General features: G+C 65.9%; 17 protein-coding genes and 1 pseudogene. 8 read left to right on the plus strand and 10 right to left on the minus strand.

What is annotated here, in order from left to right:
• The first annotated feature begins 254 nt into the window (after positions 1-254).
• From KOM00_RS16925 to KOM00_RS16950, 6 genes are all read left to right on the plus strand, one after another.
• Positions 255-3,023: a response regulator gene (locus KOM00_RS16925; RefSeq protein WP_216500096.1), complete on the plus strand. Its 2,769-nt coding sequence runs from the start codon at positions 255-257 to the stop codon at positions 3,021-3,023.
• 11 nt (positions 3,024-3,034) lie between these two features.
• The gene (locus KOM00_RS16930; protein WP_216500097.1) at positions 3,035-3,406 is read left to right on the plus strand and encodes a response regulator; all 372 of its coding nucleotides are present in this window, start codon (positions 3,035-3,037) and stop codon (positions 3,404-3,406) included.
• Positions 3,407-3,411: 5 nt separating this feature from the next.
• The gene (locus KOM00_RS16935) at positions 3,412-5,595 is read left to right on the plus strand and encodes a putative bifunctional diguanylate cyclase/phosphodiesterase (protein WP_236027043.1); all 2,184 of its coding nucleotides are present in this window, start codon (positions 3,412-3,414) and stop codon (positions 5,593-5,595) included.
• A gap of 125 nt (positions 5,596-5,720) precedes the next feature.
• Positions 5,721-6,224 (plus strand): thiol peroxidase, encoded by a 504-nt coding sequence (tpx, locus tag KOM00_RS16940; RefSeq protein WP_216500098.1) that lies wholly within the window; start codon positions 5,721-5,723, stop codon positions 6,222-6,224.
• A gap of 150 nt (positions 6,225-6,374) precedes the next feature.
• The gene (locus KOM00_RS16945; RefSeq protein WP_216500099.1) at positions 6,375-7,379 is read left to right on the plus strand and encodes an AI-2E family transporter; all 1,005 of its coding nucleotides are present in this window, start codon (positions 6,375-6,377) and stop codon (positions 7,377-7,379) included.
• Positions 7,380-7,425: 46 nt separating this feature from the next.
• Positions 7,426-8,808, plus strand: a complete 1,383-nt coding sequence (locus KOM00_RS16950; protein ID WP_216500100.1) for a glutaredoxin family protein — start codon at positions 7,426-7,428, stop codon at positions 8,806-8,808.
• On the opposite strand, the gene KOM00_RS16955 is transcribed toward KOM00_RS16950, so the two are convergent.
• The 3 genes from KOM00_RS16955 to KOM00_RS16965 are packed head-to-tail and all read right to left on the minus strand — an operon-like array spanning position 8,798 to position 13,004.
• Positions 8,798-11,305, minus strand: coding sequence for an ATP-binding protein (locus tag KOM00_RS16955; protein WP_216500101.1), 2,508 nt, complete (start codon positions 11,303-11,305; stop codon positions 8,798-8,800). The two genes, KOM00_RS16950 and KOM00_RS16955, sit on opposite strands and share 11 nt — an antisense overlap.
• A gap of 2 nt (positions 11,306-11,307) precedes the next feature.
• Positions 11,308-12,339 carry a uroporphyrinogen decarboxylase family protein gene (locus KOM00_RS16960; RefSeq protein WP_216500102.1) on the minus strand — a complete coding sequence of 344 codons (1,032 nt, stop codon included), beginning with the start codon at positions 12,337-12,339 and terminating at the stop codon, positions 11,308-11,310.
• A complete protein-coding gene (locus KOM00_RS16965) occupies positions 12,336-13,004 on the minus strand; it encodes a cobalamin B12-binding domain-containing protein (RefSeq protein WP_216500103.1) in 669 nt (222 codons plus the stop codon). Before KOM00_RS16965 ends, KOM00_RS16960 begins: the two co-directional genes overlap by 4 nt.
• 621 nt (positions 13,005-13,625) lie before the next feature.
• Between KOM00_RS16965 and KOM00_RS21065 the strand changes: the two are divergent.
• Positions 13,626-13,727, plus strand: a pseudogene (locus tag KOM00_RS21065) (PAS domain-containing protein); the annotation flags it as partial.
• A gap of 222 nt (positions 13,728-13,949) precedes the next feature.
• A complete protein-coding gene (locus KOM00_RS21070; protein WP_407931694.1) occupies positions 13,950-14,672 on the plus strand; it encodes a methyl-accepting chemotaxis protein in 723 nt (240 codons plus the stop codon).
• Positions 14,673-14,792: 120 nt separating this feature from the next.
• On the opposite strand, the gene extS is transcribed toward KOM00_RS21070, so the two are convergent.
• The 7 genes from extS to extKL form a co-directional block, all read right to left on the minus strand.
• On the minus strand, positions 14,793-15,605 hold the full coding sequence (gene extS / locus KOM00_RS16975) for a selenite/tellurite reduction operon c-type cytochrome lipoprotein ExtS (RefSeq protein ID WP_216500105.1): 813 nt from the start codon (positions 15,603-15,605) through the stop codon (positions 14,793-14,795).
• Complete coding sequence (gene extQ / locus KOM00_RS16980; RefSeq protein WP_216500106.1) at positions 15,581-15,997, minus strand: selenite/tellurite reduction operon b-type cytochrome membrane protein ExtQ; 417 nt, start codon at positions 15,995-15,997, stop codon at positions 15,581-15,583. Before extQ ends, extS begins: the two co-directional genes overlap by 25 nt.
• On the minus strand, positions 15,994-16,614 hold the full coding sequence (locus KOM00_RS16985; RefSeq protein WP_216500107.1) for a cytochrome b N-terminal domain-containing protein: 621 nt from the start codon (positions 16,612-16,614) through the stop codon (positions 15,994-15,996). The genes extQ and KOM00_RS16985 overlap by 4 nt, the downstream gene beginning before the upstream one ends.
• A gap of 102 nt (positions 16,615-16,716) precedes the next feature.
• Complete coding sequence (locus KOM00_RS16990; RefSeq protein ID WP_216500108.1) at positions 16,717-17,109, minus strand: QcrA and Rieske domain-containing protein; 393 nt, start codon at positions 17,107-17,109, stop codon at positions 16,717-16,719.
• Positions 17,064-18,320 carry a selenite/tellurite reduction operon b-type cytochrome iron-sulfur cluster-binding subunit ExtO gene (gene extO / locus KOM00_RS16995; protein WP_216500109.1) on the minus strand — a complete coding sequence of 419 codons (1,257 nt, stop codon included), beginning with the start codon at positions 18,318-18,320 and terminating at the stop codon, positions 17,064-17,066. Before extO ends, KOM00_RS16990 begins: the two co-directional genes overlap by 46 nt.
• Entirely contained in the window at positions 18,274-20,160 is a 1,887-nt protein-coding gene (gene extM / locus KOM00_RS17000) for a selenite/tellurite reduction operon c-type cytochrome ExtM (protein ID WP_216500110.1), read from the minus strand. The genes extO and extM overlap by 47 nt, the downstream gene beginning before the upstream one ends.
• Before the next feature lie 150 nt (positions 20,161-20,310).
• Positions 20,311-21,660 (minus strand): multiheme c-type cytochrome (seleno)protein ExtKL, encoded by a 1,350-nt coding sequence (gene extKL, locus KOM00_RS17010; protein ID WP_350297506.1) that lies wholly within the window; start codon positions 21,658-21,660, stop codon positions 20,311-20,313.
• Positions 21,661-21,668 lie beyond the last annotated feature (8 nt).

A 21,668-nucleotide genomic window follows, 5' to 3' on the forward strand; every position in this document is an offset into this window, starting at 1 on the left:
CCGCCTTCCCCCGCGGTTCCCACTCCCCTCCGGGGCTCTGCACTCCCTCTGCCTCCACAAGAAGCCCCTCCGGTACCAGGACTTGCGGGAAATGGTTCAAGTTCTCAGGTTCTTTTCCGATACAGTTGCACAAGCAGCATGAGCCTGAACAGGCAGACGCGTTTGTTGCAGCGAAGGTGACCAGAACGGTCGTCTTGTGGTGGGTAGAAACCATGCGGAAATTGATCGGTCGACTGCCGATTCGCAAAAAACTGATGTTGATCCTGCTGATCGCCAGCGGGTTCACGCTGGCCCTCGCCTCGCTCACCTTCGTGGTCGGGACCTTCGTCTGGTCCCGCATCGGGATGCACCAGGAACTCTCCACCCTCGCCTCCATCGTCGGACACAACAGCTCAGCGGCTGTCGCTTTCGGGGACAAGAAGGACGCCCAGCGCACGCTGCAGTTTCTCGAAAACAAGAAGTACATCCTGGAGGCGTACATCCTTGCGGAGGACTGGCAGCCTTTCGCCTCCTATCAGGCGGCGGGGGTCGCACCACAGGCCAAGTCCGGCAAAGCCCTGGCCCTGGAAGCGGCACGGGGGGACCTCTGGGACCTCGACGGCGACATGGTGGTGAGCTCGAAGATCACCATCGAGGGGCAGCAGCTGGGGACCGTGGTGATCCGTGCCGATTACCGTCAACTCAACTCCCAGCTCTTCGGGGTGCTGGGTGGGGCCTTCCTGGTGATGCTGGGGAGCCTTTTCTGTTCCTATTTCGTTTCCCTACGGTTGCAGGGGGTGGTCTCGGCGCCCATCGTGCTGCTTGCCCGCACCATGGAAGGGGTATCCCGGGATCAGGATTATGCGGTCCGGGTAGAGAAGAGCGGTGACGACGAATTGGGCGCACTCATGGATGGGTTCAACGAGATGCTGGGACAGATCCAGGCCCGGGACCGCGAACTCGCCAGCTACCGCGACCAGCTCGAGCAGAAGGTGGCGCAGCGCACCCAGGAACTGGAGTTGACCGTGGCCGAACTGCAGCGGGCCATGGAGGCGGCACAGACGGCGAGCCGCGCCAAGAGCCAGTTCCTGGCCAACATGAGCCACGAAATCCGCACGCCCATGAACGGCATGCTGGGGATGACCGAACTCCTGATGGCCACCAGGCTGGACGAGCAGCAAAATCGTTTCGTCTCATCGGTGCGCCGCTCCGGCGAGGCGCTCCTCAGCATCATCAACGACATCCTGGACTTCTCCAAGATCGAAGCCGGCAAACTGGAGCTGGAAGAGAGCGCCTTCAACCTGCAGGACACGGTAGCCGACGTGGTCGAGCTCCTCGCCGAGACGGCGCACCGCAAGGGGCTCGAGATCATCGCGCTGGTGGAAAACGACGTCCCGCCGGTGCTGGTGGGGGACCAGGTGCGGGTGCACCAGATCCTGATGAACCTGGTGGGTAACGCGGTGAAGTTCACCGACCGGGGCGAGGTGGTGATCCGGGGTACGCTCAAGGAGGAGCGCGGCAAGGAGGTCGTGGTGCAGCTCGAGGTCGCGGACACCGGCATCGGCATCTCTTCCGAGGTGAAGGAGCGGATCTTCGAGGGGTTCTCGCAGGCGGACAACTCGACCACCCGCAAGTACGGCGGCACCGGCCTGGGACTCACCATCGCCCGTCAACTGGTGGAACTCATGGGGGGGGAGATCGGCCTGGAGAGCGAGGTCGGCGTGGGCTCCACCTTCCGGTTCACCCTCAGGCTGCGCCGGGAAGGGCCGCGGCGCGGCCCCGCCACCGACCGGGTCGCCCTCGCAGGCTACCGTGCGATCATCGTGGACGACAACTCGACCAACCTGAGCATCATGCACCACGAGCTGCACGCCTGGGGCATCAGCGCCGACATGGCGGACAACGGGGGGACTGCTCTTGACCTGATGCGGCAGGCGGCCCGGGACGGGGCGCCGTACGACCTGGCCTTACTGGACATGCAGATGCCGGAGATGAACGGCATCGACCTCGCCCGCGCCATCAAGGCGGACCCTGCGCTGGCCCCGACCCGGCTCCTCATGGTGACCTCCGTGGGACAGTTCGGCGATCAGGACGAGGCGATCAAGGCCGGCATCGGGTGCTACATCAGCAAGCCGGTGCGCCAGTCCCGACTCTACAACGCGATCGTGGACCTTCTGGGGGTGGGGATGAGCCGTGCGGTGCAGCCGCAAGCCGACGCGGAACAGGGGCCCGCGCCGGCGCTCTCTGCGGAGGTGCTCCTGGTGGAGGACAACCCGGTGAACCAGGACGTGGCAACCGCCATGCTGGAGGCGTCCGGCTGCCGGGTCAGCGTCGCCAACAACGGCATGGAAGCCCTGGACTCCATGGCCCGGCGCGACTTCGACCTCGTCTTCATGGATTGCCAGATGCCGATCATGGACGGCTACGCCGCCACCCGCGCCGTCCGGGAGCGGGAAAGAAGCGCGCCGCAAGAAAAGCGGCGCACCATCATCGCCCTGACCGCCCACGCCATGCGCGGCGACCGCGAGCAGTGCTTCGCCGCCGGCATGGACGACTATCTGACCAAGCCCTTCACGCAGGCCCAACTGGTCGCCGTGCTGCAGCGCTGGCTCCCCCCGGCGGCTCCCTCCGCCGAAGACGCGATGGAACCGAGCGATGCAGCGGCTGCGGTTGACGCCGGCGGCGACATCGACCCGGCGGTACTGGACGAGATCCGCGCGCTGCAGCTCCCCGGCAAGCCGGACCTGCTGGCCAAGGTGGTGGGCTCCTTCATGAAGTCCAGCCCGCTTCTGGTGGCCTCGATGCGGGAGGGGCTGGCCGGAGGGGACCCGCAGGGGGTGCGCCAGGCCGCGCACACGCTGAAATCGAGCAGCGCCTCGCTGGGGTGCCTGGGGCTCTCCGATACCTGCCGGCAACTGGAGCTCCTGACCGTCGAGGGGATCCTGGAGGGGGCCGAGCCGTTAGTGCGGCGGATCGAGGCGCAGCACCGGAAGGCGGTGGAGTACCTGGCCGCACTGCCGGAGCTCGCCCCGGTCCCCGAGTAAAGGAGTTGACCATGGGAAAGCAGAGAATCCTGGTGATCGACGATGACGAGACCGTCACCACCTTGTTGCAGGGGATCCTGGAGTGGGCGGGCTACGAGGTCCGTATGGCCTGCAACGCCGCCGAGGCTAACCGGTATCTCTGGGAAGGGGCGCAGCCCGCCCTGATCATCCTGGACGTGATGATGCCCTTTCTCTCCGGCGAGAAGGTGGCCGAGATCTACAGGGCCAACGAGGCGACCCGGGACATCCCCATCCTCTACGTCTCCGGCAAACCCGAAGCAGAGCTGCAGGCGCTCGTGGAGCGGACCGGGGCCGGCGGCTACCTGCACAAACCCTTCGCTGCCGCCAAGGTGGTGGCCGCCGTGCAGGGGCTGCTGGGATAACGAACATGGAGGAGATGACTGCGGAAATGGAAGCCTACCTGAACGACGAGGAAGACGAACTGCGCCCCGAGCTGGTGCTGGTTGCCGACGACGACGAGATGATGCGCGATCTGGCCGTGGCGGCCCTGGAGCAGGCAGGCTTCTTCGTCGCCTTGGCAGAAAACGGTGCGGTGGCGCTGGAGCAGTTCCGCCAGTTGCAGCCCGACATCGTTTTGCTCGATGTGATGATGCCGGAGATGGACGGCTTCTCGACCTGCCGCGCCCTGCGCGCCCTCCCCGCCGGAGGGGACGTCCCGATCCTCATGATGACCGGCCTGGACGACACTCGGGCCATCGAGCAGGCCTATCACGCCGGGGCCACCGACTTCATCACCAAGCCGATCCACTGGGCCATCCTGCGGCACAGGGTCCGCTACATGCTCCGCTCCAGCAAGGCCATGCGCGACCTCAGGGTGAGCGAGGCGCGCCTGAGCAACGCCCACCGCATCGCCCACATGGGGAGCTGGGAATGGGATATCCTCAACGACAAGTTCTACTGGTCCCAGGAGATCTCCAACATCTTCACCGTCGACCCGGTCGGTTTCGACTCCTCCTACCCTGCCTTTCTCAACACGATCCACCCCCTGGACAAGGAGCTCTTCAACAAGGCCTTCGAGGATGCCTGCGCCTACCAGCGGCCGATCAGCCTGGACCACCAGATCCTGCTCCCACGCGGCGACGAGCGCTACTGCCACACCGAGGGGGAGGTCGGCACCGACGAGAGCGGCCGGGTGGTGCGCATCTCCGGCACCATCCAGGACATCACCGAGAGGAAGCGGATCGAGGACCAGGTCCGCTCCCTTGCCTACTACGACAGCATCACCGGCCTTCCCAACCGGGTCCTCTTCGGCGAGCTTCTGGAGCGCGCCCTCACCTTCGCGCGCCGCTACCGCAAGAAGGTGGCGATACTCTTCCTCGACCTGGACCGCTTCAAGGAGATCAACGACACCCTGGGGCACGCCGTGGGGGACGACCTGCTCAGGGAAGTGTCCGAACGCCTGAAGCGCTGCATCCGCGGCTATGATTCCGTCTGGCAGGGGATCGGGGGGGCGGCGGACGGCAACCCGGTGGCCCGGTTGGGTGGCGACGAGTTCACGGTCATCATGGAGGATATCCAGGACAGCAAGGGGGTGATCGCGGCCTCGCAGCGGATCCTGCAGCTCCTCTCGGACCCCTTCCTCCTGGACGACGTGGAGATCTGCGTCACGGCAAGCATCGGCATCAGCATCTACCCGGACGACGGCGAGGACGCCATGACCCTGGTGAAGAACGCCGACACCGCCATGTACCACGCCAAGAAAGAGGGGCGCAACAATGCCCAGTTCTTCATGCAGGCCCTCAACGACGCGGCATGCGAGCGGCTGCTCCTGGAGCGGCAGCTCAGAAAGGCCCTGGCCAACGAGGAATTCGTGCTCTACTACCAGCCGCAGATCGATGCCGGCAAGGGGAGGATCGTGGGGCTGGAGGCGCTGATCCGCTGGCAGAGCCCGGAACTCGGCTTCGTCCCCCCCGCCAGCTTCATCCCCTTCGCCGAGGAGAGCGGGCAGATCATGCTGATCGACGAATGGGTGGTGCATGCGGTCTGCCGCCAGATCGCCGCCTGGAGCGCCCAGGGGATCACCCCCCCGAGGGTGGCGGTGAACCTTTCCGGATGCCATTTCCTCAAGAAAAGCCTGGTGGAGATGGTGGGCGAGTGCCTGCAGAACTTCGGCCTGGAGGGGCGTCACCTGGAGGTGGAACTGACCGAAGGGGTGATCATGCGCGACGTGGAGCAGGCCACGGCCACGCTCGCCGAGCTCAAGGGGATGGGGGTCACCGTCTCCATCGACGACTTCGGCACCGGCTATTCCTCGCTCAGCTACCTAAGGCGCTTCCCCATCGACACGCTGAAGATCGACCGCTCCTTCATAACCGGCGTGACCAAGGACGCCGACGGCGCGGCCATCGCCACCGCCATCATCTCCATGGCCACCAGCATGAGGCTCGAGATCGTCGCCGAGGGGGTGGAGACCGCCGAGCAGATGACCTTCCTTTTGGACCACGGCTGCGCCGTAATGCAGGGGTACCTCTTCTGCCGCCCGGTCCCCCCGGAGGAGTTGACCCCCTTCCTGGTCGACGGGCTTCCCATGCCGGAGCGAACGGGAGGCTGACCGTCCCCGCAGGAGGGCTCGTGCCGGTCTCCCCGGCCAAAGGGAGCGACCCGCGTCCTCAGCAGTTGCAATCCGCGCAAAATGTCTTACCCTTTCCCGAGAATTCAACCTGTGCAGGAGGAACTATGCCTAAAGTTACTTTCAAGGGAAACCCGGTGACACTGGTGGGGCCGGAGCTGAAGGTGGGGGATGCCGCTCCCAATTTCGCCGTGGTGGACAACTCTCTCAACCAGGTCACCCTGGCGAACTATGAGGGAAAGGTGAAGATCGTCAGCGCCGTTCCTTCACTGGACACGCCGGTCTGTGACACGGAGACCAGGCGCTTCAACCAGGAGGCGGCGGGGCTGCCGGGGAGCGTGGTGGTCCTGACCGTCAGCGCCGACCTCCCCTTCGCCCAGAAGAGGTGGTGCGGAGCCGCCGGCATCGACAAGGTGGTCACCCTCTCCGACTACCGCGACCGCTCCTTCGCCCTGGCCTACGGGGTGCTGATCGAGGAACTGAAGCTCCTGGCACGCGCCATCTTCGTGATCGACCAGAAGAACGTGATCCGCTATATCCAGTTCGTCCCCGAGGTGACCCAGGAACCGGACTACGCGGCGGTGCTCGCGGCGGCCAAGGAACTCGGCTAGTCCCGGCACCGGCAGCAATCAAGGAAGGCGCCCGCGGCCAAGCCGCAGGCGCCTTTTTTTGCCCCTGCTACGCCCCCTCGCCTTTCAGTCCACGGCGGTAATCATTCATTTTTCTGGACGGACGCATGAGTTGATAGTAAAAGGATGGTCATGGAAACCAGAACGGTCCCCACTACCCTGATGGTAAGCTACGCGCTGGCGGTGCTCGCCGTCTTCACGGTGCTGCACTTCCACCTGCTGCCGGCGGTCTTCGCCGGCCTCGCGGTGTACGCGCTGACCGCGAAGCTGGCGCTGAAGCTCCCGGTGCGCTGGGGGAGCCTGGCCCAGAAGTTGGCGTTGGCGGGGATCATCCTGTTCGTGATCGGGCTCGTTTCCGGGATCTGCCTGGGGCTTTGGTCCTTTCTGCGCGGGCATCACGGCATGTCCAACCTCCTCGGGACCGCCGCGGAGACCCTGGACAACCTGAAGCGGAACCTCCCCGAGGACCTCACCGCCCTCCTCCCGGACACGGTGGACGAGTTGCGCGAGCAAATCGTCACCATGCTGCGCGAGCACGGCAAGAACATCTCGTCCGTCGGCATGAGCGGGGTGAAGACCTTTGCCCACCTGGTCCTGGGCATGGTGGTGGGGAGCCTGGCAGTCCTGCACCGCTTCAACAAGGAGGAGGGGTTCCCTCCGCTGGCCGCCCACCTGCACAACCGGCTGCTGAACCTCGCCAGCGCCTTCGACAAGGTGGTCTTCGCCCAGGTGAAGATATCGCTTTTGAACACCGCCCTGACCGCGCTCTACCTGGCGGTGATCCTTCCCCTGTGCGGGATCCACCTCCCGATGGTGACGCTATTGATCCTGCTCACCTTCATCGCCGGGCTCCTCCCGGTGGTGGGGAACCTGATCTCCAACTTCACCATCGTGCTGATCAGCCTCGGGGTCTCCCCGATGGTCGGTCTCGCCTCGCTCGCCTTCCTGGTGCTGATCCACAAGCTGGAGTACTTCACCAACGCCAGGATCGTCGGGAGCGAGGTGAAGGCAAACGTCTGGGAGCTCCTCACGGCGATGCTCGTCATGGAAGCGATCTTCGGCGTTGCCGGCCTCGTCGCCGCCCCCGTGGTCTACGCCTGGCTCAAGCAGGAACTGAAGGCCCACCGGCTGGTCTGAGCCGCACCTCCTGGCCAAAGGGCGCGTCCGTAGTATCATTTCCCGCATGGCCGCGAACGTTAAGACAAAACGGTGTGTCGCTCCAGGCTCCGGCTCCCGCACCGGGGGGGCGCCGCACCGGACCCTCCCCAGCACCCCGACCTGGCACCGTTTGCCACTCCTCAGCTGGCGTTTCCCACTCCTCAGCTGGCACATAGGCTCCGTCCTGCTCCTCGTCCTCTTCTGCGTCCCCTGCGATTGCCGCCCGGCCGGAGCCTCCTCCGGCGCCACCCTCTACTACTTCTGGGGGGAGGGGTGCCCGCATTGCGCCCAGGCGAAGCCGTTCCTGCAGGAGCTGCAGCGCAAGCATCCGGAACTCAAGGTGGAAACGCGGGAGGTGCTCAAGCACCGCGAGAACATCCCGCTTCTCATGCGGATGGCGAAGGAGAGGGGGCGGGAGGCGACCGGCGTCCCGGTCTTCATCATCGGCCCGCACTATTTCAGCGGATTCTCCGAACAGACCCCGGCACAGCTGGAAAACGCGGTCAGGGAGTCGCTGCAGCACCCGTCACGCCCTCCCCTCCCTCCCCGGGTCGCCGAGCGCGTCACCGTCCCGGTGGTGGGAGAGCTAGACCCTCGGCAATCACTTCCCGTCTTCACCTTCGTGATCGCCGCGCTGGACAGCTTCAACCCGTGCGCCTTCTTCGTGCTCTTCTTCCTCTTGAGCCTCCTGATCCACGCCCGATCGCGGCGCCGCATGCTCCTCATCGGAGGGGTCTTCGTCTTCGTCTCGGGGGTATTGTACTTCCTGTTCCTGGCGGCCTGGCTGAACCTGTTCCTGGTGGCCGGGACGCTCCCCGCCGTCACCACGGCCGCGGGTGTCCTGGCACTCCTCATCGGCCTCATCAACGTGAAGGACTTCTTCCTGTTCCGGCAGGGGGTGACCCTCAGCATCCCGGAGGGGAAAAAGCCCAGGCTCTTCGCCCGGATGAGACTCCTTCTGAAGGTGGAGTCGCTCCCGTCGCTTCTGGCGGGAACCGGCGTCCTCGCCGTCGCCGCCAACAGCTACGAGCTGCTCTGCACCGCCGGCTTCCCCATGGTCTTCACCCGCGCGCTCACGCTGCACCGGCTCACGGCAACAGGCTATTATTCCTACCTCGCCCTCTACTGCCTGGTATATGTGGTGCCGCTGGCGGCGATCGTGCTGCTCTTTACGGTTACCCTGGGTGGCAGGAAGCTGAGCGAATGGCAGGGGCGGGTGCTGAAGCTGGTTTCGGGGCTGATGATGCTTGGGCTCGCGGGGGTGCTGCTGGTGAGGCCGGCCCTGCTGAGCGACCCGGCCGTCTCCGGTTTGCTGCTCGCGGCAACCCTGGCGCTGGCGGGAGTGCTCGCCCTCTGCTTCCGGCGGGCCCGCCAGGACGGCGGGGGGGACGGGGGGACTACGCCGTAGCGAAGCTCCCGGTAAGGGCGGCCTTGATCTTTTCGTCGAGGCTCGCCATGTCGAAGGGTTTCTGGATGAAGTTGACCCGGCTGCGGTCCACCCCCTTGTCCAGCAGGGTTTCCGGGGCGTAGCCGGACATGTAGATGACCTTCAGGTCCGGGCGCAGGGCGAGGATGGTCTCCACGGCGTCCTTGCCGCTCGCCCCCGGAAGCATCACGTCCGAGAGTACCAGGTCGATCCGGTGCTCCGACCGGCACAGCTCCAGCGCCTGCATCGCATTTCCCGCCAGCAGCACCCGGTACCCCATGTGCTCCAGCATCTTCACGGTCATCCTCCCCACGATTTCGTCGTCCTCGACCACCAGCACCGTCCCGGTCCCCCCCCCGGCGGGAACCGGCTTCGCCTCCTGCACCCGGTACTGATGGCGGGGAAGGCAGACCCTGAAGGTGGTCCCCACGCCGCGCTCGCTCTCCACGGTCACAAAGCCGCCGTTCTGGGTCACCATGCCGTACACGGTGGCAAGCCCCAGGCCGTTCCCCTGCCCCACCTCGCGCGTCGTGAAGAAAGGTTCAAAGATGTGCCGGCAGGTCTCGCCGTCCATGCCGTGCCCGGAATCGGAGATGGTGATCTCCAGGTACTCCCCCGGTGCCGCGTCGATGTTGGTGCTGCAGAGCTCCTCACCGACCGTGATGTTGCCCGTGCCGATGACCAGGTCCCCCCCGCCGGGCATGGCGGCGCCGGCGTTGCTGACGATGTTCGAGACGATCTCTTCCAGTTGGGCCGGGTCTATCTTCACCGGCCACGGCTCGCGGCAAAGCTTCAGGGAGACACGCGTCTCCCGCCCGGCCAGGAGCGAAACCTTGCGCGCCAGCTCCCCCAGCGCCTGGTTCACGTCGATCATTTTCGGGGAGATGAGCTGCTGCCGCGAGAAGGAGAGGAGCTGCGCGGTGAGGTCCCGGGAGCGCTGCGCCGCCTTGCAGATCTCCTTGAGCGTGTCCGCGATCCGCCTGTTGCCTTGGTACTCCATCCCCAGCATCTCGGCGTAGCCGATGATGACCGACAGCATGTTGTTGAACTCGTGTGCCACCCCACCCGCCAGGCGCCCCACCGATTCCATCTTGATCGACTGTCTGAGTTTGTCCTCCAAAAGCTTCTGCTTGGTGATGTCGTTGATGATCATGCCGCAGTAGCCCGGCCTGGGACGGAACAGCCAGACCTGACAGCACTTGCCGTTGAAGAAGTACCGCTCCAGGGCCAGCGGCGTCCCCTCGCGGGCCAACAGCCCCAGGCTCTCCAGCTGGGAAGATTCGAAATTCGGGAGCAGCTCAAGCATGGTCCGCCCGACCAGGTCCTCCTCGTTCCTGCCGGTGAAGGCCTCGAAGGCGGGATTGACCTCCACGAAGCGGAAGTCGGCCGGGGTCCCCATCGGCCCCAGGAGCATCTTCAACAGGGCGAAGCCGTTGCCCATGTTCTCGAAGAGCAGCCGGTACTTGTCCTCGCTCTCCTTGAGGCTGTGTGAGACGGTGCGGGCGGAAACGATGGCCATGGCGCAGACGTTGGCGGCGCTGGCGGCGAGGTTCAGGTACCTCTGCAGGTGCTGGGGCAGGGCGAAGTGGCCGCTCCAGAGCCAACCCACCAGGCCGTTGTGGCTCAGGCGCACCAGGAAGCCTGCGGCATCGGCCGCCACCTCGAAACTCCCCTGCACCTCGGTGGCGAGCTTGCGCAGCGTCCGGTCTTGCGTGACCGCCTCGCCGTGGCGGTAGAGCGGCCCCCCGTTGCCCGGAATGAAGGCCGTCTCCCTGGCCCCGAACAGCATCCCGAAGACGGAGAGGAGTTCCTCGATCACGCGCTGCTCGCCGCTGCAGCTGGACACCCGGGAGAGCAGATCGAGCAAAAGCGCGTAATCGGAGGCCGGCGCAGGCGCGGCATCTGCCGCTACCTGACGCTCCAGTTCGCCGTGCGCCCTTTCCAGCTGCAGGCTCAGAAGCTCCAAACCGACCGGGACGGACTCCACCGGCCGCTGCACGAAAGCGCCGAACTCCTGGAGCAAACCCGCGCTCTCCGGGCAACTCCCGGTGTCGACCAGGGTGATCCTGGCGCAGCTTTCGGCGAAGAAGTCGGCTCCGGTACTCTGGTCGAACCCCCACCCCTCCACGAAGGAGCGCCAGCCGGCGAGCCACCCCGGGGTCACCAGGTACCCTCCCCCGCCGGTCAGCCTGTCGAAGGCATAGTCGCCGCAGACAAGCGCCGCGCAGTGGCGTTTTTTCACGAGACGGGTCCGGGGCAGGTCGTCAGGGGGGGCGCCCAGGTGCCCCAGGCATTCGCCGCCGACCACGATGGCGGGGGAGCCGCCGCACAGCCGGCGCAGATCGTCCCAGGAAACCGGGGGGCGGCCGCAGCAGCCGGTGAAGGTGGTGCACTCCGCCCCGGCCAGGGAGCCGCCGGAAAGGGCGCCCCTGACCTCGGGCCCGAGGGCCTCGCAGCAGTAGATGCGCGGGGTGGCCATGATCACCCCCTCCCGCCGGTCAGCGGGTAGCGGCCGTATGCGCGCACCGCCTCGCCGATCAGTTCCAGGGTCGTTTCAGGTACCTGCCAGGGGATCTCGCCGTGCTGGTCTGATAGGATGAAACCGCCGCCGGAGGCCGCCGCATCGATGGCCTCCTTGACGGCAGCCAGGGTGGCGGCCTCGTCCCAGGAACGCATCCGAATGCCGTTGAGGTTGCCGATGACGGTGAGCCGGCCGCGGCAGGCCTCCTTGACCGCAACGAGATCCTCCTCCCCCACCCCGACCATGGCCGTGCCGGTGGCGACAAGGTCGTCCACCACCGGGAGGCAGGGACCGGAGGCGAGGTGGGTGGCGGTAGGCCCGGCGATCGCGGCTATCGTCTTTTGCGCGGCGGGTGCTCCATAACGGCGGTAGAGGACGGGGTCGATCATCTTCGGGGAGGCGAGCGGATCGAAGTAGCAGATGGCGTGTGCCCCGGCGGCAAGCTGGGCGTTGGCCCACTCGGCGCAGAAGGCTCCGTTTAGCTCCATGAGCCTTTGCATGAGGTCGGGGCGATCGAAGATGAGGTCGAGGTAGTGGTCGAAGCCCAGCTGCATCACCGGGAGCGAGAAGGGAGACATGACCACCCCCACGATGGGGACCGAGTCCCCGACCTCCCGCCTCAGGGCACGCTGCGCATCCAGCACCCGCCTGAGACCCGGCTGCTCCGCGACCCGCGGCGGGACGAGCGAGGCGATCGCCTCGGCCTTAACCGGGGGGGGGCCTGCGTTGGGAGGGCCGTCCTCCTTGAAGATGGTGCTCCCCCCCCAGGCCTCCGCCTCCAGCGAGGCGTGGAAGAAGGAGTAGATGCAGTCGTGGCCGTAGCGCTCCAGCATGCGCAGCTGCCCCTGCACCACGTGCTCCGCCCTGGAGAAGTAGTTCTCGATGGTGAGCCCCAGCTCGCGCGCGCCGTGCAGGGAAAGGAGCAAGAAAAGCGGGACCCGGTCCGGTTCCCGGTGCGACGCCGTGGTGAGGACCCGCTCCATGCTGGTCATGACTTACCCTCCGGCAGCTGCGCCAGGGCGAGCAGCACCTGCGAGGCGGTGTCGCACCCAAGGTCCGCACCCACTTCCTGATACAGGGCGGGGTCGAGGCGGAAAGGGGCGCCTCCCACCACGATCCGGCACTCCACCCCGAGCCGGTCCAGGGCGTCGCGCACCTCGCGCACCTTCAGGGCGGACGGGAGCATCAGGGCCGAGATCAGCAGCACCCCCACCTCGTCACGCTGCACGCGGCGGACCAGTTCCTGAGCGCCCACCGTGCCGTAATCGAGGTAGGAGATCCCCGCCCCCTTGAGCACGAACCCCACCAGGCGCTTGCCCAGCAGATGGTAATCCTCGAGCACCGCCAGCGCCACGCGCCTGTGCTCCCCGGCGAACGGTGAGCGCCCCCCGAGCACCTGCTCCATGAATTCCTCGCAGAGGCGCCCGCTCATGTAGACATGGGAGAGGGAGAGGTCGCCGCGATCCCACTTCTCGCCGATGACGGAGAGTGCCGGTGCGATCACCTGTTCACAGAAACAGAGGGGGGAGAGGCCGGAATCGGCATAGATCTGCTGCATGGCAAGACGGTCCATGCCGATCAGGGCGGACTCAAGCAGGAGCGCGGGGGGACTGTCGAGGTCGTCGGCAGCGTTTCCGGAGTAGCACGAGGTGACCATGTATTTCTCCAGACAGCAAGTTGCCCTACATCAACGACAAGCAGATCCAGTAAATACGGCTTTATATGGGAGGAAAGGAAGGAAGTGCTTCAATTAGGAATAAAACTTACACCTCCTTCGGGAATTAGTCCACTGCAATGTTCCTGCTTGTGTCAGAGATAACCCTTTTTTGACAGCTTTATCGTCTCCCTGTGACTGAAGTCACAATCCCTATGACAGTTCCGGCTCGAAAGGGGCCCCTGCCGGCTTCGTGCATCCCCGCCTCCCGTCGGCGGCCGCCGCGTCCGGCAGCCCTGCCCCTTGGTCCGGTTGCTGGTGTGTGTGCCGCGCCGAGGCACGGATAGGGTTTGGCATGGGGGGCGGGGAAGGGAGGTTGCGCAGCGGCCGCGAGCAAAACTCCCACGTTAGCTCCCTCGACAACAATCCTTCCCATTAAAGTTGCTGCGGTTCCTGCCGATGAAGAAAACTGACTTGTGCATCTCCGCGCGCAGTGCCATGCCGGGGGAGCACCACCGAACCGGCGCCTTTCGAGGCGCGAAGGGAGCTGTGATGAAACTTTTCGGCGCCTCCAATCAGGGCAAGATCGACGAGCAGGCCGTGGAAATCGCCAAACTGGCGCAGATGCTCGACAACGTGGACAACATCGTCATGCTCTGCGACACCAGCAACGAGAACAGGATCATCTACATGAACCGTCAGGCCCGCAGCCTGATGCAGCAGTACCGGAGCCAGTTGAACGCCGGGCTGCGCGGTGCCGACGTCGCCAACGCCGACGGGAACAGCATCCATCAGTTCCACAAGGACCCGGCGCGGATCCGCGCCATCTTCGGGGAGCCGCGGGGGAGGATGCCGCATTCCGCCGAGATCCCGATCGGTGAAGTGACCCTGCGCACCTCGACCTATCCGATCTGGGACAGCAGGGACCCTTCCAAGGTGCTCTGCTACATGGCCTGCTGGAACGACATCACCGCCGAGAAGGCGGTGGAGCAGCACCAGCGGGAGGCAGTCGAGCGCAAGGAGTACCTGGAGACGCGGGTGACCCAGATCGCCACCGCCATGGAAGAGATGAGCATGACGGTGAACGAGGTGGCGCGCAACACGGTGAACGCGGCCGACTCCGCCGCCGAGGTGGCCGGCAACGCCCGCGAGGGGCAGAGCGTGGTGAGCCAGGCCGTGAGCGAGATGCGCAAGGTGGCCGACATCGTGCGGGATTCGGCGGGGATCGTCGGCAAACTGGGGGAGAAGTCGGCCAAGATCGGCGAGTTCGTCGCCGTCATCAACGACATCGCCGACCAGACCAACCTGCTGGCGCTGAACGCGGCCATCGAGGCCGCCCGGGCGGGCGAACAGGGGCGCGGCTTCGCCGTGGTGGCCGACGAGGTGCGCCGGCTCGCCGACCGCACCGTGGCCTCCACCAAGGAGATCCGGCTCATGGTCGAGGAGATCCAGAAGGAGACCTCCCTGGCTGTGGAGTCAATAGAGCGGGGCAAGAGCGAGGCCGAGGTGAGCGAGGCGCTCTCTCACCAGGTCGACAGCTCGCTCGCCAACATCGTCAACTCCATCGAGCAGATCGAGCACGTCATCGCGCAGATCGCCACGGCCTCCGAGGAGCAGGCCGCCACCTCGACCACCATAGCCAGCAGCCTCGAGGAGATCGTGCACGGCTAAAGATCCCCCCCCCGACTCTCACCTCCTTGAGATGGGGGAAGGGAGAGCCCCGCCGGACCCGGTATCCGGCGGGGCTTCTTTATTTCGGGCAGCCCGGCGGACAGGGGGACCTGGCCCCGCTTACGGGGCCGGGGGGTCGGCCAAAAGGGGCACCAGCCTGTCAAACTCGCCCGGTTTCATGATCACCGGCCGCATCTGGGTCTGCTCCCGGCTTTTCCTCGGGTTATCCAGCCACTTTTCCAGCGCCGTCGCGCTCCAGGCGGTGCGGCCTGCCGCGGTCTTGGGGTAGAACTCCGACAAAAGCCCCGAGAGGTTGGGGCCGATGCTGCCGCGCCCCACTCCTCCCCGGGCGCGGGTGAGCGCCCGGTGGCAGGCGCCGCAGCGCTTCTCGAAGACGTTTTCCCGGCTTGCATCCCCGTCCTGGAAATGCACCACCTGGGGCGGCTCCCCCTCCGCTTTTCCCGCCTTGCGCCCGGCTTCCCGCGCACCCGCCAGCACCGCATTCACCAGCTCCGTTTTCTGCCGGTCGTCGAAGTGAAACTGAGGCATCAACAGCGCCGGGTTTCCGATCGCCTCGAAGATACCCTGCGCCGTGGTCCCAGCCGGGAGCAGGTCGAGGTCGGCAGCAAGACGGTTCCCCTTCCCTGCCGAGGTGTGGCAGCGCCGGCAGGCGAAGCCTTCCAGGAGCCTGCGCCCCCGTTCCGTGGGCCCCGAGCCGGGGAGGGCAAACCAGGCGAAGCGTCCCTGCACCAGGTCGTGGTGGGCGATGCGCACCCGGTCCGAGCGGGGGTCGCCGCGGTGGCAGGCCACGCAGCTTCCCAGGGCGCGGTAGTGCGCGGGGTGGCACTTGAGGCAGGAGGGCATTCCCCCCCGTGCAGCCACCGGTGCCGACAGGAGGGCCAGCAGGATCAGAAGGGGGAGACGAACTGCCAATTGGCACCTCTGCAGAACATCGCCAGGAGAGTCAGCGAAAGCACGAGCACGCAGGAGAGGAGCGCCGCGCGGGTGATGCCCCGGCTCTCGCGGGGGAACCAGCAGGCGTGCTGCGGCGGCGCCGACCTGGAGAGCCAGGGCAGAGCGAGGAAACAGGCCGCCAGCGCCAGCACCAGGTAGATGAGGTATTTCGAGTAGCTGACCAGCTCCTGGATCCAGAGGAGGAACCAGGCGGACTTGACCGGGTTGGGCACCCGGGCGAGGTTGGCCTGGTCCTGCAGGGGGGCCGGGACCAGCGCCGCCAGGAGCATGACTGCCACGACCGTGACGGCCAGCGCGATCTTGATGAGCCGGAAGAAGTGCGGCGAACTCTTTAGGTACCCTCTTTTCATAGGTAGGGGAGCACCCCCTTGTTCTTCCTGATCCGGTAGAAGTGAAGCCCGCTCAGAAAGAGGAGCGCTCCCGGGACCATGAGGATGTGCAGCACGTAGAACCTGAGCAGCGAGGCCGGCTCACCCACCCCGTCCGGCACCAGCACCGCGCGCAGCGCCCCACCAAGCGGCATGATGTGCAAAAGCTCCATCCCGGTCTGGGTGGCCCAGAGGGCGAGCTGGTCCATCGGCAGGAGGTAGCCGGTGTACCCCTCGAAAACCGCCAGCAGCAGGAGGGCGCAGCCGACCAGCCAGTTGAGCTGCCTGGGCTTTTGGTAGGCGCCGGTCAGGATCACCCGCAGGGTGTGCAGCACGATAAGCACCAGGAACAGGTGGCTGGCGAGCCGGTGCAGGCTTCTCAGGTAGCGCCCTCCCCAGACCGACGACTCCAAGAGGAGGATGGAGGGGTAGGCGGCGGCCGGGGTTGGCTGGTAGTGGAAAAGGAGCAACGCCCCCGAGGCGGCCAGCAGCATCAGGCTGGTGAAGGCGAGCCCCCCCAGGCAGAGGGTATAGGAAAGGGTCAGGTCCCTTTGCAGCACCGCGCGCGGGAAGAGATGTCTCAGGAAATCCTTGATCACGTGTAGCTCCAGCTGGAACGGTGCAGCGTTTTCTCCGTCAAGATCCCGCCAAGCCTCCCCCATCCGGGAGGCGTACTCCGGTCAAAGGCGAGGGAGAGCGCATTACGCCGTAACCTGGTAGGTGTCCCCCACGGCGTTCACCTGGTAGCGCTCCAGGGCGCGGTCGGCGGGCCCCTTCACCACCCTCCCCTCACGGTCGAACTCGGATCCGTGGCAGGGGCAGACCAGCCCCGCCGGGGTGACGTTGACCGTGCAGCCAAGATGGGTGCAGACCAGGTTCAGGGCGTAGACCCGCCCTCCCCGGTTCAGCAGCGCGATGCGCGCCTCGCGGTACACCAGGGCCCCGTCGTGCGGGAGGTCCCGTTTCGCCACCGTGAGGAGCGTCTTTTTGCGCCTTTGCTGCGGCGCCAGGAACTTCCCGAGGAACCATCCTCCCGCGGCCAGCGCGATCAGGGTGCCGAGGAAGTTTCGACGTGATTGACCAAGTTCTGCCATTTTTCCAGGTACGCCCTCCGGTAATCACCCGTCCTGCCGCCCATGTCCCGGTAACGCCGCGCCGGGTAGAACGCGCCGTTTGTCACCTGCTGCCCCGAAGCATCCCAAAAGGAGGGAAGCGTCATCCCCTCGGCCTGCAGCTGGTAGATGCGGTCCTCCTTGCGCTCGAGCAGGAAGCGGCGCGGGTTGTCGTGGCACCCCTCGCACATCACGGTACCCCGGCGCACCGTGTGGGGGAAGAAGGCCTTCCACCGGGCCGCCAGGAGCCGGTTCTCGTCCCACACCGCCCGGTCGTTCCTGACGTCGGTGAAGTAGGCGATGAACTCGGGTCTGACGGGGCTCACCCTCCCCCGCCCGTTCAACCCAAGCGGAGGGGCATCCTGCCGCCTCAGGTAGGCACTCTTCAGGTACTCCTCGGCGCCTTGGTCCCGCCGCAGCGCGTAGAGCTCCTGCGAAGGGCTGTTGGTGAAGCGCAGAAAAAAGGTGCCGTACTCCTGGGCCGCCCACGCCGAGTGGCAGGCATAGCACTCCATTTTTTCCAGGTGGGCCGCTATGCGGTGCTCCGGCACCCTCCGGTCCGGCTCGTGACAGTCGGTACAGACCTTGGCCGCCTTCCCACCGGCGGCGAGGCTTTTCATGGAGTGGCAGTCGCCGCAGGCGAGCCCCGCCTCCGCGTGGAGGTCCGGGGTCATCTTGAGGTAGGCCTCGCCGTAGGCGACCTCGCCGCGCTGGTAGCGCATGCTGTCCTCGCGCGGGGCCATGCCGTAGTAATCGGTCCCGACGAAGTACCCCTTGTGGCAGGCAAAGCAGTCGCGGTCGCGCGGCCTGGCGATGTCGTGCCCCTTTCCGGCGTGGCAGTCGGTGCACCCTTTGAGGTGGCAGGCGCTGCAGTTCTTGCCGAAGAACCCTGGGTCGACCCGGCCGTAGCTCGCCGCGACGAAATCGAGTTCGCCGCGACGGCTCCCCATGGGCTGGTCAAAGAGCGCGGCGTACCCCTTGTGGCAGCCGACGCAACCGGCGGCCCGGCTCTCCCGGGAGGCGGGATTGGCCAGGGTCCTGGTCTCGTCCAGGTGGCAGGAGAGGCAGGGAAGGCCCCGGTGCACCCCCTTGACCACCTTCTTGTGGCAGACCGTGCAGTTCTCCTTGCCGAAAGTGACGGTCGCGCTAAGGAGCAGGGATAAGGCGACGATGCAGCGCATCATTGAGCGCACGATGGTCCAGCTCCTTTCGATAGATGGGGTCGGCGGCCTTGTCGTGACAGACCAGGCAGAGGTTCACCGCCAGGGCGCGCCGCACCTCCGTTCCGTTCAGCGGGCGGGAGTGCTCCCGGGTGATGGCCGAATACGCCCGCACTCTCCCCTCCTGCAGGGTCAGAAAGCCGTCCAGCGGCTTGTCCGCCGACTGCTCGCAGATCATGGTTCCCTCGATGTTCCGGCCGGAAACCACGTGCTGCCCGAAACCGAGGAAGGCGGGGTTGCCGTGGCACTCGCCGCAGCCGATCGCCTTCTTCCCGGTGTTATGCGAATAGAAGGGGGCGAAGCGGAGCTGCTGCTTTCCCTTGAAGCGTGCCACGTACTCGTTTTTGGACACGCTCCCGTCCGGCTCCACCACGCTCACGAAGGTCTGGCAGCCAGGGGTGACCGTGGAGATCCTGCCGCGCTGGTTCAGGGCGAGCGGGAAAGGGTAGAGGGTGCGGTAATCTTCCTTTTCGCTGAAGCGCCCGGGGGTCGGCACCCCCTTCACGTAGTCCATGGCGGACCGGGTCTTGTCGTAGCTTGTGTGGCAGCCGTAGCACTGGACCACGGTGCGGCTGTGGCAGGAGTAGCACTCCATCCGGCCGTGCCCCGCCACGGTATGCTCCGGGGTCCCGGTGATGACCCGGCTTTTGAAGAGCCTCCCGCTCCGTTTCCCCAGCACCCAGACCGCGCCGTCCCGGTAAAAGACGTTGGAGTAGGGGCGCCCCTTGGCGGTGAGGATCATCTTCATCCCGGGACGCATCTGCATCCGGTACCCCTGGGACTCCCGCAGCGCCTCGTCGCTCTCGCCCGAGATCTCGCGGTAGCGCGGCGGCCTGGCGCCTCCGTGGCAGTCCTCGCAGCCGATCTCGGTCTGCAGGTACATGTTGCGGTAGGCGTAGCCGTCCCCCATGAGGTCGCGCGAGGTGTGGCAGTCGATGCAGTCCATGCCCGCCGCGAAGTGGACGTCGGGGGCGATGCGGGTGAGGTTCCTGTTGCCGCTGGCGAGCACCGGTCCCGGCAGCCCGAAGCGGGTCGGCACCAGCCCGTTGTTGCCGTCGTTCAGCCCCTGGTAGGAGTAGGTGATGCGTCCGCTGCGGTTGTGGCACCGGGAGCAGACCTCGTTGCCGGGGAGCCGCTCCATGGCGTGGGTCGCCGCGTAAGGTCGCCTCCCCCGCACGGTGGCGTCGTCGCCCCGGTAGGTGGCCCGGTCGTTGTAGGGGAAGTGGCAGGCGGCGCACCCCGAGGCGTGGCTCTCACCGTACACCTCCCCGCTCTCCCGGGCCACGTGGCACTGGGAGCAGAACTTGCGGTACAGCTCGCCGGAGAGGTGGTCGAGTTCAGCCACGGGCTTCAGCTGCAGCGCCCTGCCGGCCGGATCGTAGGCCTCCCCGGCGCGGCTGGCGTAGTCCCCCTCCTCCGGCCCCTCCCAGGTGAGCCGGATGTTCCGGATCATCCCGGTCGTGGTGTACATCAGGTTCGATTTCACCCGGTCCAGCTGGTACAGGTGGCACGAGCCGCAGCTTTTGTCCCAATGTTCGGGCGCGGACGGGTTGTTGCGCCCGTACATGCCGCGGTGCGCCGCCTCCTTCACCCGGGCCTTGCCGTCGCCGCCGTGGCAGGCAACGCAGTCGCGGTGCGTGGCCGAGACGTGCTCGATGCCGGCATGGCAGGAGAGGCACCCCGACGCGGCCGGGGAGTTGCCGCCGCAGCCGGCAAAGGCGAGGAGGGGCAGCAGGGAAAGGAGCAAAGCTTTCCGGCGGCGCCTTCCCCCTGCGCTTGGCGCTCGATTTTTCGCGCTCCCAGTCGATTTCATGTCGCCCGCTGTTTCTTCTCCTGAAGTCCCGCGCATTATAGTCAAATCGGAGCCGTTATCCAAAACCTTTCATGAACGTCCGACAAAAAAAAGCCGGCATCGCTCCCGATGCCGGCACATTGCAAACCAGGACCTGTTGATTCTGAGCCCCTATTTCCCGCTCTTGCTGATGCTCACCGTCTTGGTGAACTCCTTCCAGACGAAGGGATCGCTGTTGGGGGTGCCGAAGGGGAGATAGGTGAGCTTCACCTCGATGTCCAGGTCGTAGACGGCAGGCTTGTTCACCGTCTTGCCGTCGACCTCGACCTCCTCCAGGGGATACATGATGTCGAAGCGCTCCTTCACCAGCTTGCCCGGCGGAAGCCCGGTGTCCTCGATCAGGCCGCTCTTCTCGTAGGGGCCGCGCCCCATCCGGTCCCCTCTGGCCAACTGCTGGGGCACCGGCATGTAGATCTTCTCCTGGTTGAACACTTCCTTGCCATCCTTGGTCTTGGCTGTTACCGACAGAACCAGTCGGTTGGGGGTCGGTCAGCCGTCCGGTATGGAGTGCCCCGCCCGGTTCACCATCTCGACCTTGACCACCGCCTTGGGCTTGATCTGGGCTCCGTCGCGCCAGTGGTAGCCGAACGCCTCGGCCTTGAACTCCACCGCCTTGTCGGTCATGGCGGGCTCGCGGTAGGACTGGATGTTGTGGCCGAGCTTGGAGTTCTTCATGTGGCATTCCTGGCAGTTCTCCTGCCCCACCTCGGCCTTGTAGGCCCAGAGGTAGCTGCCGTAGGAGGTACAGCACTGGGTCGGCTCGTCCAGTTCCAGGTTCGGCCCCAGACCGTGGCACTGGCCGCACTGGATCGCCTGGTCCATGATCGGGCTCTTGGCCATCTTGGGGAACTTGTCGGAGGGATGATCCCCCTCCTTGGAACCGTACACCACCCCCGCCTTGGGATAGCCGTCCTGCCACTTGTGCGTGATGGCGTTCCTGTTGTGGCAGACCAGGCAGTTGATGGAGACACTCTTCAGCTTCTCCTCCAGCTTCTTGGCCCCCTCCTTGTCCTTTTTGGCCCTGGCCTCTTTCCAGCCGTACAGCGTCGCCACCAGCTCCTGGGCCACCGAGTCCTCGGCGTCCGCCAGTTGCGGCAGGTGGCACTTGGCGCACCCCATGAGGTGCTCGACCTTGACGTCCTTCGGGCTCTTCACCCCGGAATAGGGCTCCTCCATGAGGCCGTTCTCGATGGTGGTCATGATGGTCATCGCCGTGCGCGCCGTCCCGAAAAGGGAGCGCGAGTGAATCGATTTCTGGGCCTGGTCATGCTGCTCCTGGTGGCACTCCACGCAGGAGCTCGAGTCGTACATCTTGGCCAGCTCGGCGATGGTCTTCGCCTTCCCCGATTTGGCCACTATCGTTTCCTGCCAGCCGATGCCGGCCTTCCCTGCAAAAGCTGGGGCCGCCAGCGCAAAAAGAAGAGCGGCCGCGAGGCTTGCCTGCACATTCATTCTCTTCATGGTTCCCT

The sequence above is a fragment of the Geomonas diazotrophica genome (genome assembly GCF_018919385.1).
In the GTDB taxonomy this organism is placed as follows: domain Bacteria; phylum Desulfobacterota; class Desulfuromonadia; order Geobacterales; family Geobacteraceae; genus Geomonas; species Geomonas diazotrophica.